The following is a 13,592-nucleotide window of genomic DNA, read 5'->3' on the forward strand; positions in this document are numbered from 1 at the left end:
TCTGCGTAGCCATTGTTTCAAACATCAGCGACCATCGTCTGGTTTCTTCCCCTGCTCTTGGCCAAGTATAACGCCTGATCCGCCTTCTCCAGCAGCCCCTCCCGCTCCAATGTATGAAAAGGATAATGGGCGATTCCTAGAGAGATTGTAACCTGTGTCTCGATTGGCCCCCTGCTTTGTTCCATTGCCCGCCGGACTCTTTCAGCTATGATGAAAGCTTCCTCAGGTCTTGTGTGGGCTAGCAAGATGATGAACTCTTCACCGCCGTAGCGGTAGCAAACATCGTCTGGACGAACCGAGGTAACTATAACTTTGGCTACAAGTTTCAGCACTTCGTCGCCGATGAGATGACCGTAAGTGTCGTTCACGAGTTTGAATTTGTCTACATCCAGTACAATGAGCGAAAACGGTTGTCCTGAGTCAATCCACTGACTCATCGTATACTCTAACGATCTCCGGTTCATTAAACCGGTCAGAGCATCCGTCGTAGCCTCTTGGGTCAGTTGATCCGTCTGCTTCTGAATATCCGTCATGGCAAGCAACACAGCCTTGGTCAGCAGATCTGCCTCTCGGCTCCATTGCGGCTTCGCTTCTGGCAATTCAATCCTTTCCTTGCCCATCCTGCTCACCAGATTTGCCAGGTACACAAAAGGCCGGGCCAGCTTGCGTGCTACGAGAATGACGCCCATCAGGAGGATAATGAACGGAAACAACGAATACCAGAGAATGGTCCGAAGGTGCCCCATCAGTTGATGATGGATGACACTAATCGGCGAAACGACCACAATTCCCCATCCGTTGGCTGGAACGCTGGAGTATCCGGCAAGCATTTCAACGTCACGGGTGTTACGCACTTGCTGTTCCCCACTCTCCCCATTCATGAGTTTCTGCACAACCTTGTTATTGCTGACATCCTCCCCAATGAGCTGCTTATCCGGGTGGTACAACAGATGCCCGCTTGAATCCACAATATAATAATAGGAGCCAGAATCGTCCACGTTATTGTCGCCAAAAATCATAGACAAAATATTGTTCTCCTGCAGATAAAATGTGCCGCTCAAAATACCGCGATATGTACCATTCTTGCTAAAAATCGGCTGACTCATAAAAACGATTAGTCTCTTTGTGGTTTGGGTCATGTAGGGGGAGGATATGTAAGGTTTTTTTAACGCCAGAGCTTCCAAACCGACCTTAGAAGTAATATGGTTTCCTGCTGACCCCAAACTAGCCGGTACTACATTGCGGATCAGCCCGTCGGCATCGAGCACGGCGATAGAATTGAAGTAATTGCTACTATTGCGCATCAGTTCCAAATTATCATCCACTTGCTTCGGCGTTGAGGTTTCGTCATCGGAGAGTGTGTCAGCACTGTATTCCAAACTGCTGCGCATGGACTGAAATAAGGAATCCATTGTTTTGGTCATTCGGTCAGCGTTGTAGTAATTCAGATGGAGTGTAGTCTCCATCAATGATTGTTTTTTAGACTCGTAAGAGCCAATCAGAAGGATGCTTGAGGTTAGTAGAACCACCAGCGTAACCAAGCCCGTAAGCAGCGATGTAAGACTGAGCTTTTTACTTTGACCCGGGTCGGCTCTTCTCAGTGTAAGCAAACTTTAACCCTCCTTGGTTCTTGAAAACTAGATTAATCAATAATACAACAAATTAAGATGTTATTCGACAGTAATCAATGGGCTCGGATCTCTCATACCACTGTGCGTACCGTTTGATATACGGCGGTTGATGAAATCTTACATATTAAAAAACTCCCTCCAGAGCTTGTGATTAGACAAGCACTGAAAAGGAGTGTTATTACCCTGAGTCCTGTGTGTTTGAATGTGATTCCCAGATATACAGAACCTTAGCTTTTGATGGAAGCTTTACTCAAGAAAAACAAAAAAAACCTTGATTTCTCAAGGTTTTCACTGTGATGCCGAGGACGGGGGTCGAACCCGTACGGTACTCACGTACCGCAGGATTTTAAGACATGAGTTTTTATTGATATGATATGGAACTAAACTCAATAACCTAGTCATATCAAGGACTCAACCCGTTCTTATATTGTTCTCATTTGGACTGGTTTCTACTGGTTGACCTAGAGTCTGTCCCCAGTTCGTCCCCTGCGATTATTTAACAAAACCTTGTATTATAAAAATGAAAGTACCACTTATAGTTTTAAATCAGGCTTTGATCGCACCTCTTCTTTAAGCGAATCGTCCAGAATCCTATTTTTAGGTTCAGGCATTATCATCCGACTTCCCTCCCAAAGACCATTACCTTCAAGTTTTTTACGCTGTTGTGGTTTCATTGTCTTCGTCGACTCCCTTAATAACTTTCAACGCTCGTGGCATGTTCTTACCTCTCTGTATGTACCCCTTAATCTCCAGGCGCTCCATGTGCGCATGTATTACCGCTGTAGATGACAATCCTACCTCCTTGGCAAGCTCCCGCAAAGTAGGTGGATGTGATTGACTTTGATCATCTTAATCAACGCTTCAAGGACTTCTTTTTCTTTATCCGTTAATGGCTTCATGTAATTGCTCCTTTATCACTTGCCTGCCAAGCTAATATACTTTCCGCTAGAAATACTCTTGGGGCACTAGTGTTTAAGCAAGTTGCGCCAATCTTGCCGTCCTTCATACCTTTAATTTCAATTTTACATTGAGTAATCTTGCCAACTTATCTAAGTAAACAATTTCAATGGTTTGACCATTCTGCATTTGCATGTTGATAACCCCCTAAAAAATAAGATCATATGTTCTTATCATGACCAAACATGCGTTCTTAATCAACAGAAATCCCATTATCAAATGTAATTATTATGAATTAATAAATATAATACTCTTTTAATTACATATTTAAGAAATTTTGTTTAGACTGTTCTTGTTGCATTTATGTATCTTTGATTCCTATAAACATACTAAAGGAGATACATATGAAAAAGAAAATTTACGTACCTATCATTTTATCCTTACTTCTGCTATTTAGTTTTGTTTCTATTACTAAAGCAAATACCACAACAGTATCAAGTTTAATTCCGGTAATGACATCTAATACTTCTCCATCTGGAGTGGTAAGTGCAAGTAGCGAATGGGGTATTGACCATCAAGCATTCAACGCATTTAACAATAACAACAACGACTATGGGTGGGCTTCTAAAGAAGGTGTGCCAAATGGATGGATAGCTTATGAATTTGAAAGTCCACAAATTGTTAACTCTTACTCTCTAACAGCTCGTGGCAAAAACGAGAATGTAGCAAAAGAATCACCTAAAAATTGGATTTTTGAAGCATGGGATGGGGAAAACTGGGTTGTTCTTGACACCCAAAACAACATTACTGGTTGGACTACATCAGTGGACAAAGTATTCGCGTTTAAAAATGAAAAAGAGTATAAAAAATACAGATTAAATATATCAGAAAATAATGGATACTCTTATTTTGTTACTATTGGTGAAATAAAAATGAATTATACTCCTGCTCCAGAACCAACTTTCACGCCTGTACCAACTCCATCTGCTACTCCGGAAGTTCCAACAGGTGACAGAGCAATTTTGACAGTAACTCTAACCACTGGGTTAGAAAAAGAATTTGATCTACCAATGTCAGAAGTTACTACATTCCTAAATTGGTACGACAGTGCTTCGGAATCTGCACGTTATGGAATAGATAAGCACGAGAACAACAAAGGCCCTTTCAGCAAACGTACAGAATATGTTGTACACGATAAGATACTTACATTTGAAGTTAGTGAATACACAATTGAATAAATAAAAACACCTCGCCGACCAATAAAGGTTGGCGGGGTGTTCTTATCACTGCTCAAAATTCAAATCGCACTCGCACGAAATGGGCACGAGCAATCTTAATTGAGTCTGGTGTATATCCCTCTACGATTCCGTCGTAATCCATCTTGGTACCATAAAGATACCATAAATTAAACCAATACTGTCATAAGAAACTCGCCGCTTCCTTGTACCGCTCTATATTAGTCAAATCTTTAGCCATTTCCGTTTCAGTCAGCTTAGTACCCGCACGTAGTTGTGAGGTTGTCAGTCCAGAGGTCATTTGAAAATGCTGTGCATCCTTATTAAGAAAAAAAACATCGCCTCAGTTGAAGCCAAAAGATTTTGCCTCTTGAACTACCTCCGTCCAATCAGCCACTTTACCACCGTCACCGTCACGTTTTATATCCCAAGATACTTGTTTCCCATCGGGTAGTAACACTGCAAGGTCGATAGCTAGTCCAAAGTTATAATAACTAGTTCCACCCTTTGCATTGATAACACTAAAGCTGAGTTTAATGCTTCCTAGTGCATTTAGAGCGACTTGCTCAGCAATAGTTCGAAATAGTTGAGTGAAACGGATAGGCAGTCCGAGTGTAACAGCGTTCAATTAAAACTGTGATAGCTAAAATAACGGGATGGAAACCAATAAATCTCGTAGATGATTTACTCTTTACTCGATCCAGTGTCAGAGACATTAATCATCGCCTCCCTTTCTGCTGGTAGCGCGTTTAACTTTCTTATCCAACTCACTACCTCCCTACTTGAGCACTACATCCAAGACAGTTAATGGAAGTGAATCTCCCCACACTGTCCGAATTAAGTTAGGACTCATGCTTTGTAAAACATGAAATAGGTTACTGATGGACAGCGCTCCAAACCTCAGGCAGTCCAAACACCATGTTCAAAAGATATCCATCAGCCGGAAGCAGTAACATAAAAAATGTTCGGGAGACTCCATCAATTCCGTATTTACTAGCATGGGTGTTGTCTTTCTTGCCTGCTCTAATACCTGATAACCAATCCATGATAATAAAAGCGCGACCATGATGGTTACGACTTCGTCCGCCTCCCCATATTAATAATCATATGTCGGAATAAGTACTGCACCTACTGTTGACGTAGCGATTTGTGATTTAGTCATTATAATTCGCCCCTTTCTATTGTTTTTCCGAATTAACTAGCACTTCTTTTCGTAATCACTGCGGATTTGATGACCACCGTTAACTCTAGGGCATTTAAGGAGGATACAGTGAAATAATGTATAATTATGGTAATGGAATGAAGAGGTTTTTATTATGCCAAAGAAAGAGGAAGAAAAGCAATGGATCTCATTAATGGATCTGTCGATAAGGTATGGGCAAGGAATTTCCCTAAAACATCCGGCGACATCAACAGAACTTCATCTCAGGATGCCACCAAGAGTGATACGTAAGGTGAACAATAACATGTGTAATAAACAAGCAGTTAATAGTCAGCCTTTATTTGAGCATCTTTAATTTGCTTTGAATCAAATATTTTTACATAAATGCCCGACTTTGTGTCATGAAAAATCTTGTATACTGAGATATCGTGTCTTTCTCATTTACTTCTCCAATTCCGCAATCCGCATATCGACATCAGATAGCTGCTGCTGGAGAACGGTGAGATCGGACTTATGCTTTAATAGAATTGCCTCATACTGTTCAAGTACTGCTTTTGCTGTTTCATCAGCGCCTTTATTATTTTTGAGAATTTCTGCTGACTTGATACAAATTCATTTGTAACTCGTATGCTTGCCCAAATAAAAGATGGAGAACTTAGATATGTGTAAATCAGCGTTTATTCTGACAAACAAAGAGAGAACGCTATTGGAAGCTTTACCTGGGGTTCTACTATAGGGACAAAGTTCTTATCAAGTGCTTTTAATTTGTCCAATATTATCATCCTTTGCTTTGGAATTTTTTCCGAAACCAATAAAAAAAACAAAAAAACCTTGATTTCTCAAGGTTTTCACTGTGATGCCGAGGACGGGGGTCGAACCCGTACGGTACTCACGTACCGCAGGATTTTAAGTCCTGTGCGTCTGCCTGTTCCGCCACCCCGGCATATTATGTGTTGAAGCTTCATACGTTGTTCACATATAACGCGACAAGAAATATAATATCATGAATATCGATAACGCGCAATCCTTTTTCGAAAAAAAATTATTCACAATAAAAATAACCCGTTCAGCCAGAACCGATACGGGTTATTATAAACGCGGATTATCTACGCTCGTCACTTCTGCTTCTCATTCCGGCAAGACCCAAAAGTCCAAGCAGACCGAGCCAGCCCCAGTTAGATCCTTTGTTAGTTGCAGCATTCGTTGTTGTACTAGTTGCACGGTATTTGCCGGTCTGTGTGGTATTGGTTGCCGGGTTGACAGTGCTGTTGGTTCTGTAGTTGTTCCTGGTGTCATTATAGTTATTGGTGTTGTAGTTGTTAGGTCTGTAATTATCATCGATGCGGATCTTATCTTTCATAATGCTCTCATGCTGATTCATTGTTCCCGTGGTGCCGTTCATTAAATTGCCTTCCGTGTTCATCATCCGAGTGTGTTCCGCAGTCCCATCCATCCCGGTATTCGCGGCGGGGATACCGCCCAATGCTGCTGATCCCACGGCATTTGATGCATAGCTAGCTCCCATTAGACTCATTGATAATACAGTACCGCATGCAAGGCTTGTTATCAGCTTGTTCACAGTGTTATGCCTCCCTTTAAGGTTAGTTATCACTGATAATTTCCCCTTGGACGGCACTGTCTATGCATGGTGGTTTTACTCTTTTACTACATTAACTGTCTTAGTCACAGCATCATAAGTAACCTTTGCTCCAAGCGCCTCAGCCAGCGCACGTATGGGTACATAGGTTGTTCCGGTATCGAGAACGCCATCGGTAAGCTTGCGGCCGTTTAGGTTAATGGTCACTGTAACGTCTTTGTTCACCTGATCATCCCCTCCGGTAATCTTTTTTAAAGCCTCTTTGGCTTGGTCCGTCGTTGGACGTTTACCTGCCCGAAGTTGATCTATAGTTAAACCGAAAGTCATTTGCAGATGTGAATAATCTTTAAAAGAGGTCCAGTCCCCGCCCCATTCTAAACCAAGCCGCTTAGCCTCCTGTACAACCTCTTGCCAATCTGCTGTCTTATCCTTATCACCATCACGATTGATATCCCAAGAAAGGCTAGTGCCATTCGGCAGCAAAAGCGCAAAATCAAACGCAAGACCATAATTATGATAGCTGGTACCGCCTTTAGCGTTGGTAACTATCGGTCCTGGTTTGCTTCTACCCTGCGCATACAAAGCATTTTGCTCAGCAATGGTCCGTAGACCCTGAGTAATAACGATAGGGACTCCTCTCGCATGGCTTTGCTGAATCAAAACATTCGCACCTGCCGCCAAGACAGGATGAAGCCCGACCAGACGCGCCGCGGATTTTTCCCTCAATTGCTCCAAAGTCAGCATAGAATCACCCCTTTGGTATATTCAATGATGCCGCTGCCCTATTTGCCTGTACCCCTGTCCCCTTTAGGATGATTTCCACAAAAAAGGACAAAATATTTAAGGAAAGGTGGGAGACATATGGATATTCATAGCGATAGCTATAAAGTTGCAGCCCTTAGTGAACAGGAAGAAGCACTGGAAATTATTCGGAATGCTGAAGCTTCCATTGCACATCTGACCGGTAACCCTACCGTTACCTTAATCGCTTATGAGAAAAGCGAAGGCAACGGTTCTCAGCATTAAACGATGTAGACCTCGACAATATCATCCACATCGATCCACTTCCATTCCTCCGCCCACTGCAGCTTAAACTCACGCGAGTGGGTGTGAATGGAAGTCACAAAACCACTTAACATCGTATTTTCAAAAGGGTCAAAAAGAACAACTGTCACTCGTACATGACTCCGCAACGACAAAGCCAGTGTACATTCAATCTCCTCCAGCTTCTGCTCATCCAGAATAGGCTTGATGCGGCGCAGCGTTTCCCGTTCATCTCTTATAATTCGTATCTTATGCTCCGGCAGCATCATGCGGCTGCTTTCCCACAGCCCGTTTTTCTCCAGCTTTTTGCCCATGGTAACCCCTCCTTAATTATATATCTATTCCTCTAAACACGAACGTATGTTTGTATTATATCCGTATCTTCGCATATTAATCAATAATCAGGAAAAAGATACCTTTTTAAGGGTCACTCTTTATTCAAAAGATGTATATTAATGTATATCTATTCAAGCTAAAATTCGCAGCAAAAAGACGCTGACAGATAAACTGCGCAGCGCCTGATTTGATTTATTCTTGAACAACGTCCCCAGACTCTGAGGTAGCCTGACCTTCGGAGTCTATAAGTCCTGTTGCTTCTCTTGCCTCGTTAAGCTTGGAAATACCGAATAACATCGCTACATCAGCGTTCTGATTCAATTCATTAAATTGCTCAGCCGTAACGTTTGCGGAATCAGCACCTTGAGAGGCCTCTTCTTTTAAAGAATAAGCACTTTCAAAGGCAACTTTAGACTCTTCGAGCAACTTACGAATGTCTTCAGGCAAGCTGGAGGAAATTTTTACTTTCTCGGCTTGATTCGATAAATCAGTTGCGGTACTCTGGAATTGCTTAATTTTCTTCTCCAACTGCTTGTCCGTGAGTTCTCCTGCTGAATAACCAGCAATGGCTTCGTTGAACTCCGCTAAAGAAGTTTTTCCTGACTCTTCAAGTTTAGACATTTCATTGTAGAAGTTTTGCACGGTCTCCTGCACTTCTTCCTCCGTGGCAGGTGCCGATGAAGTTGAATTATTGCTGCAGGCGCTAAGGATGACAGTCATCATCAGCATTCCTATTAGTAAAGCTTTTTTCATTATTTATCCCTCCACTTAACAGGATAATGTCGGTTTGTGTAAAGCGCAAATGAAATATATGTAAAATGACTGTTATGTTATAATTATTTTAATTGTGATCAGGAAAGGAGAGTATTTATGCCTTATTGCACCACCTGTGGAGCGGAATACAAGCAGGGCGCTAAATTTTGTGGAGAATGTGGAACCAGCCTTGACGGCACTGCTCCAGTAACCGCTCATCGACCCGCAGTAGATAATCATGTCATTCAAGAAGTCGTGCTCTGGAAAGGCAAACCTGCCGGCATCTCGGATCGACTCAAAGGAATCGTAGGACTTAACACAACTTCATATACCATTACAAGTCAGCGTATTATGGTAAAGACCGGACTTATCGGTAAAAATGTTGAAGAAATCGAATTGCTGCGCGTACGCGATTTATCCGTAAAACAGTCTATCATGGACCGGATGCTTGGCATTGGGTCATTAACTGTATTTTCTGATGATGCCTCAGCGCCTCAGCTTCTTTTTCGAAAAATCCATGATGCCCAAACCGTCAAAGATGTTCTGCGCAAAGCCGTTCGTGACGAGAAGATCGCCAACAACATTAGCTACCGCGAGCAAATTTAAGACGTTCATACGTAAAAAGGCCCCGGAAAACCGGGGCTTTTTGCTTGCGCTTGCATACTTGAAGTACTCTTTTTATGGAAGATAAAATGCCCCCGCTGGGATAACCCCCTTGATCTGGCTCGGACTCTCCCACTGCAAAACAACCCGGGCGTCGCCCGCATTCTCATAATACTCCACCTTTATTTCATACGGCTTACCTGCAATCAGGTTTATACTCCCTTTTCGTTCCTGGCCGCTCTGATTCACCCAACTATCAATGACTAGCCCGCCATCAATCCATACCCGTATCCCATCATCAGAGTAGGAATAAATGGTATACACCTCGCTAAAAGCAGCCGTCAGCTTCCCACTCCACCGCACAGAGAACGCATCTACACGAATGGCAGGATCAGGCGAACCTTGTCTCCATGAAAAGTTAATATTGGCATCCGTACGCAACAGTGCAGGCGTGCCGCTGAGCGTCATGTTATTGTAATATTGGCCACATAATCCACTCTCCAGCACACTATCCCCGATAGCAGCGAAAGCGGCGGCCTCAGCAGCATACTCCTCTCGTGTGAATACCATTTTATCGTTCATAAAAGCTTTTATCACAGCATCGGTATTCTTCTCATAGAGGAGTTTCCCCCAGGTCAGCTGATAAGACCATTTGGGCTGTGTTTTGGACAACAGTTCAGCAGACGGAAGCTCTCCATTCTCACCAATCGCAATCAGCTTGCCACGACCCAGATCCCATAAATTATCATAATGACTAATCTTGAAATCCGCGTCATAAATGTCGAGCGCCAGCACATCTACCTTATCACTGCCCGGATAGTATTCTGCCGGCTCATCACACCACTGATTTTTTGCATTTGGACTCCAAACCCACAATAAATTATGCAGCTTATGATAATTGGTAAAACGATCGAACATAAGGTTCCACAATGCAGCGTAATTGCTCTTTTGCCCCCACCAAAACCATCCACCATTCATTTCATGATACGGCCGCCAAAGTACAGGAACCCCTGCGTCATTAAGCTTTTTCAGCGACAGGGCTATCTTATCCAGATCAGCTAACAGAGCATTATACTGGGTGGTACCTGGGGTTATATATTTATCAAAATCAGCATTGCTTAGGCTCGTATTTACATTCCCCCAAGTTGGCGCTGTCCCCGGTAATGCAGCGTGATAACACATCGTTACGATCCCGCCGGCCCTAGACCAGCGTATCGCACTGCTGACGACCCAATTCCGTTGATTGTCAATTAGAGCCTGTGACTGATTATTGATTGCGCCCAGCTCGTAGCCATGCAGCGCAGCATATTGCCCGCTGCTATTTTTAAGCTTCTCCATGAGCTCATCTGCACTTTCCAAATAATCATGTTGGCCGCTTATCACACCCTTTCCCTGCAAGTAATAGAGGGTATTCAGCAATAGCTGAGCCGAGGACGACAGCCCCGAATCCGCCGGAGCCATTTGTAATCTGCGAAAAGCCATCTGCCACTGCACATCGCCCACGAACCTTGATGCTGAATCAACCATCTGACGAATAATCCGCTGCTCCATCTATTCTCACCATCCTTTTAAATCTTTTTAAGTTATAGTATGGGGACAATAATGACATGAACTCAGCGAATGGACATGAAGTTGTAAAATAAGTTGGGACGATTATAAGGAACTGCTGAATAAATTCACGGCTCAACAAAAAAAAGGAGCTCCGCGGCTCCTCATTACTTTTTTTCTTATCTCGTGTACCTTAAAGGCAATAGCTCAGCGATTTCATATTTAGCTAATCGGTCATCCTCCGATACAATTATCTTGCAGTCTATTCCATAATCCGCAATTAACTCTCGGCACATGCCGCAGGGAGAGACTACTTTAATCTCTTTTTCCTCGCTGTCTGGATCAGAATGCCTTACCGCAACAATCGTATCAAATTCCTTATAACCTTCGGATATCGCTTTGCCAATCACCATCGCTTCTGCACAGACTGTAATCCTCCCCATACTGGCTTCCACATGTACCGCTGTAAAAATCTCTCCTGTTTTAGTACGAAGCGCTGCACCCACATGATGACGCCCCCATTCATAACGTCTGGTAATTATATCTTCGGCAGCCGTAATAAGCGTCTGATCCTCAATGGTAATTATGTACTCCATATCCAGTTACGTCCTCCTTTATTTTACCTAATTATATTAAATCGCACTGAATTATGATATAAGATATACTATTTTAAGTGCCAAAAAAGGAGGAGCAGAATTGAAAGTAAAAAAATGGATCTCCAGTCTCATCATTGTTGCATTACTTGCTTTGGCTAGTTACTGGTTTGAACAAAACGGAGAGCCTACAGACCCCTCGTCTCCATCCGATTCGAGTGTTGTTCAGCTAACCTTCCCATCAGACCGCTATCCTGAGACCGCCAAGCATATTCAGGATGCCATTGCGAAAGGTGAATCCGCCACATGTACGATTAACCGAGAGCAGGCTGAAGAGAACCGTAAAGAGTCCTTAAAAGGGATCCCCACTAAAAAGGGGTATGACCGGGATGAATGGCCAATGGCTATGTGTAAGGAAGGCGGCGTTGGTGCCGACATTGAATACATAACGCCAAGCGATAACCGCGGGGCAGGAAGCTGGGTTGGCAATCAGCTGGAGGATTATGCAGACGGAACCCGGGTAGAATTTATGTTTAAATAACGATCTGTCTGACCATCCCAGGCAACAGAATAGCCCCACCTGGCATTCGCCAGATGGGGCTACACTGCACATCAGCTAACTTAGAATAAGCAAGCTTTAGTGATGATAACCAGCAAGATGAAAAGTACCAGAATTGCTCCTGTTGAAGTCCAAGGACTACACACCGGACCTACTGATGCTGGACTTACTACCGGACCTACGTTACAACCACAACCATGTTCCATTCCCATTTTCAATTCCTCCTAATGATTAATGACTACAGCACAAGATATGTAAAAAGGAGATAAGCCGTTTGGGCGAATTGGCAAACAAATGCCAATCACCTAATGAATTGAAGGTGGACAGTCGATAAACAGGATATACACAAAGGAGGTGCAATATGGATATAGCTGCATTATCAATGGCAATGAGCCAAGCATCCTTAGCTCAAAATGTAGGGATACAGGTCATGAATATTGCCAAGAATCAGGCTGAAACCCAGAGCCAAACCATGGTGGAAATGCTGGGCAAAAGCGTTGCTCCTAATTTGGGAAAAACACTTGATATTAGTGTGTAATTGCTTTATGCTAAGGATACATGAGAACGAATGTTCTTGTGTATCCTTAGCATTTTTTTACTCTACATAGCCCTTCGGGCTTTTCTTTTGCGCATTTATGCGAACATACGATCCCATTAGTGATTTATTAGTGATTTTAAACGAGGTGAATAAGTTGGAGAACATGAAATCATATTATCAAATGACTGTGCTTGAGAAATGGACGGAGGATTTATACAAGCGATTAAATCTTCATCAGCCCTCACAAATTTCAATATCGTATATTGCAGAGCGGCTTAATATCTGGGTTCATTATTTGGATGTGAGAAGCAAGAGCATTGAAGCGTCTGCAGGGATGTACAGCCTGTTTATCGACAACCGCCTTCCAGCCAATCTTCAACGGCTAGAGTTTCTTCATGAACTGTGTCACCTCCTTCGCCATGGCAGTGATAATCAGACCTTGATGCCAGAGCATTTCACGCGGGCACAGGAGGATGAATCCGAGCGTTTTATCTTGTATGCGGCGATGCCTTACTCCATGATCTCCCGCATGACATTGCCTGAGCAACGGGAGGATGCCATCTCCTATCTCGCAGCAGAATTTCAAGTTCCTGCCGAGCTGGCCTTACAGCGGATTGATCAGATCCAAAGACGTGTGTTCCAAGGGCAATTATTGGCCGTGATGGGAAGAAACGAAGAACGACTGACACATATTCGCAACGGATCACGGAGATAATAAGCTTAGTTGCAATAGTGCTCTGCATATTCATTTATGGTGGAATTTCTCGTGAGGGGGAACGACATGGAAGCCATTAAAGTAATTGAATTATTACTGACTCATCCGGATTATAATGTAGATGCAGTACACCCCGAAATCCCGGATTTCGTGGGCATTGAGACGATTGAGGTGGATCACGAAACGGGGACCTTCTCCATTTTATTGCAAGAACCCAAAGAGGACTAAAAGAGAATCATTATTCTTCATAAGTTAAAAGGCAGCAAATATAGTATGTCCCGGCAATTCTTCTTTCGCTTACGCCTGGATTACTATCAGTATTTGCTGCCTTTTTGTATAATCTGTTATGCAAATACAAACTGTATCACACCAATAAGAATT

Annotated in this window: 18 protein-coding genes, 1 tRNA gene and 1 pseudogene; 8 read left to right on the forward strand and 12 right to left on the reverse strand. The window is 43.0% G+C overall.

The features are described 5' to 3' along the window. Positions 1-17 precede the first annotated feature (17 nt). The 3 genes and pseudogenes from MHB56_RS06945 to MHB56_RS29830 form a co-directional block, all read right to left on the reverse strand. Positions 18-1,610, reverse strand: a complete 1,593-nt coding sequence (locus tag MHB56_RS06945; RefSeq protein WP_341143427.1) for a sensor domain-containing diguanylate cyclase — start codon at positions 1,608-1,610, stop codon at positions 18-20. 554 nt (positions 1,611-2,164) lie between these two features. Further along, positions 2,165-2,305: a hypothetical protein gene (locus MHB56_RS06950; RefSeq protein WP_179089432.1), complete on the reverse strand. Its 141-nt coding sequence runs from the start codon at positions 2,303-2,305 to the stop codon at positions 2,165-2,167. After that, positions 2,286-2,459, reverse strand: a pseudogene (locus MHB56_RS29830) (LexA family protein); the annotation flags it as partial. The pseudogene MHB56_RS29830 and the gene MHB56_RS06950, both read right to left, overlap by 20 nt. Before the next feature lie 473 nt (positions 2,460-2,932). Between MHB56_RS29830 and MHB56_RS06955 the strand changes: the two are divergent. Next, positions 2,933-3,766, forward strand: coding sequence for a hypothetical protein (locus MHB56_RS06955; protein WP_076302545.1), 834 nt, complete (start codon positions 2,933-2,935; stop codon positions 3,764-3,766). Positions 3,767-4,106: 340 nt separating this feature from the next. Here MHB56_RS06955 and MHB56_RS06960 read toward each other — a convergent pair whose 3' ends face one another. Beyond that, positions 4,107-4,391, reverse strand: coding sequence for a M15 family metallopeptidase (locus tag MHB56_RS06960; RefSeq protein ID WP_076302544.1), 285 nt, complete (start codon positions 4,389-4,391; stop codon positions 4,107-4,109). 688 nt (positions 4,392-5,079) lie between these two features. On the opposite strand from MHB56_RS06960, the gene MHB56_RS06965 reads away from it, so the two are divergent. Continuing rightward, positions 5,080-5,280 (forward strand): hypothetical protein, encoded by a 201-nt coding sequence (locus tag MHB56_RS06965; RefSeq protein ID WP_076302543.1) that lies wholly within the window; start codon positions 5,080-5,082, stop codon positions 5,278-5,280. 502 nt (positions 5,281-5,782) lie between these two features. Here MHB56_RS06965 and MHB56_RS06970 read toward each other — a convergent pair. From MHB56_RS06970 to MHB56_RS06980, 3 genes are all read right to left on the reverse strand, one after another. Then, positions 5,783-5,868 (reverse strand) — tRNA-Leu (locus MHB56_RS06970). A 159-nt stretch (positions 5,869-6,027) separates the two neighbouring features. Then, entirely contained in the window at positions 6,028-6,504 is a 477-nt protein-coding gene (locus MHB56_RS06975; RefSeq protein ID WP_052097266.1) for a WGxxGxxG-CTERM domain-containing protein, read from the reverse strand. A 75-nt stretch (positions 6,505-6,579) separates the two neighbouring features. Further along, on the reverse strand, positions 6,580-7,266 hold the full coding sequence (locus MHB56_RS06980) for a M15 family metallopeptidase (protein ID WP_076220018.1): 687 nt from the start codon (positions 7,264-7,266) through the stop codon (positions 6,580-6,582). A 117-nt stretch (positions 7,267-7,383) separates the two neighbouring features. On the opposite strand from MHB56_RS06980, the gene MHB56_RS06985 reads away from it, so the two are divergent. Next, complete coding sequence (locus tag MHB56_RS06985) at positions 7,384-7,548, forward strand: hypothetical protein (RefSeq protein WP_169744799.1); 165 nt, start codon at positions 7,384-7,386, stop codon at positions 7,546-7,548. Here MHB56_RS06985 and MHB56_RS06990 read toward each other — a convergent pair. Both MHB56_RS06990 and MHB56_RS06995 read right to left on the reverse strand, forming a co-directional pair. Next, positions 7,545-7,880 (reverse strand): YolD-like family protein, encoded by a 336-nt coding sequence (locus tag MHB56_RS06990; protein WP_076128863.1) that lies wholly within the window; start codon positions 7,878-7,880, stop codon positions 7,545-7,547. The two genes, MHB56_RS06985 and MHB56_RS06990, sit on opposite strands and share 4 nt — an antisense overlap. A 214-nt stretch (positions 7,881-8,094) precedes the next feature. Then, entirely contained in the window at positions 8,095-8,655 is a 561-nt protein-coding gene (locus MHB56_RS06995) for a hypothetical protein (protein WP_076128860.1), read from the reverse strand. Between the two features lie 117 nt (positions 8,656-8,772). Between MHB56_RS06995 and MHB56_RS07000 the strand changes: the two genes are divergently transcribed. Then, on the forward strand, positions 8,773-9,261 hold the full coding sequence (locus MHB56_RS07000; protein ID WP_076128858.1) for a PH domain-containing protein: 489 nt from the start codon (positions 8,773-8,775) through the stop codon (positions 9,259-9,261). Between the two features lie 72 nt (positions 9,262-9,333). Here the strand turns inward: MHB56_RS07000 and MHB56_RS07005 are convergent, their stop codons facing one another. After that, positions 9,334-10,809: a glycosyl hydrolase gene (locus MHB56_RS07005; protein ID WP_340397092.1), complete on the reverse strand. Its 1,476-nt coding sequence runs from the start codon at positions 10,807-10,809 to the stop codon at positions 9,334-9,336. Positions 10,810-10,985: 176 nt separating this feature from the next. Continuing rightward, the gene (locus tag MHB56_RS07010; RefSeq protein ID WP_248549353.1) at positions 10,986-11,402 is read right to left on the reverse strand and encodes a cytidine deaminase; all 417 of its coding nucleotides are present in this window, start codon (positions 11,400-11,402) and stop codon (positions 10,986-10,988) included. Positions 11,403-11,502: 100 nt separating this feature from the next. Between MHB56_RS07010 and MHB56_RS07015 the strand changes: the two genes are divergently transcribed. Further along, positions 11,503-11,940 carry a NucA/NucB deoxyribonuclease domain-containing protein gene (locus MHB56_RS07015; protein WP_076128851.1) on the forward strand — a complete coding sequence of 146 codons (438 nt, stop codon included), beginning with the start codon at positions 11,503-11,505 and terminating at the stop codon, positions 11,938-11,940. An 80-nt stretch (positions 11,941-12,020) separates the two neighbouring features. On the opposite strand, the gene MHB56_RS07020 is transcribed toward MHB56_RS07015, so the two are convergent. Then, positions 12,021-12,170 (reverse strand): hypothetical protein, encoded by a 150-nt coding sequence (locus tag MHB56_RS07020; protein ID WP_155288175.1) that lies wholly within the window; start codon positions 12,168-12,170, stop codon positions 12,021-12,023. 149 nt (positions 12,171-12,319) lie between these two features. Between MHB56_RS07020 and MHB56_RS07025 the strand changes: the two genes are divergently transcribed. From MHB56_RS07025 to MHB56_RS07035, 3 genes are all read left to right on the forward strand, one after another. Beyond that, positions 12,320-12,496 (forward strand): YjfB family protein, encoded by a 177-nt coding sequence (locus MHB56_RS07025; protein ID WP_076098563.1) that lies wholly within the window; start codon positions 12,320-12,322, stop codon positions 12,494-12,496. A gap of 163 nt (positions 12,497-12,659) precedes the next feature. Then, positions 12,660-13,211, forward strand: coding sequence for an ImmA/IrrE family metallo-endopeptidase (locus MHB56_RS07030; RefSeq protein ID WP_036683410.1), 552 nt, complete (start codon positions 12,660-12,662; stop codon positions 13,209-13,211). A gap of 66 nt (positions 13,212-13,277) precedes the next feature. Beyond that, entirely contained in the window at positions 13,278-13,439 is a 162-nt protein-coding gene (locus MHB56_RS07035) for a hypothetical protein (RefSeq protein ID WP_155288176.1), read from the forward strand. Positions 13,440-13,592 lie beyond the last annotated feature (153 nt).

The organism is Paenibacillus sp. FSL H8-0315, assembly GCF_038005365.1.
Taxonomy (GTDB): Bacteria; Bacillota; Bacilli; order Paenibacillales; family Paenibacillaceae; genus Paenibacillus_AQ; species Paenibacillus_AQ odorifer.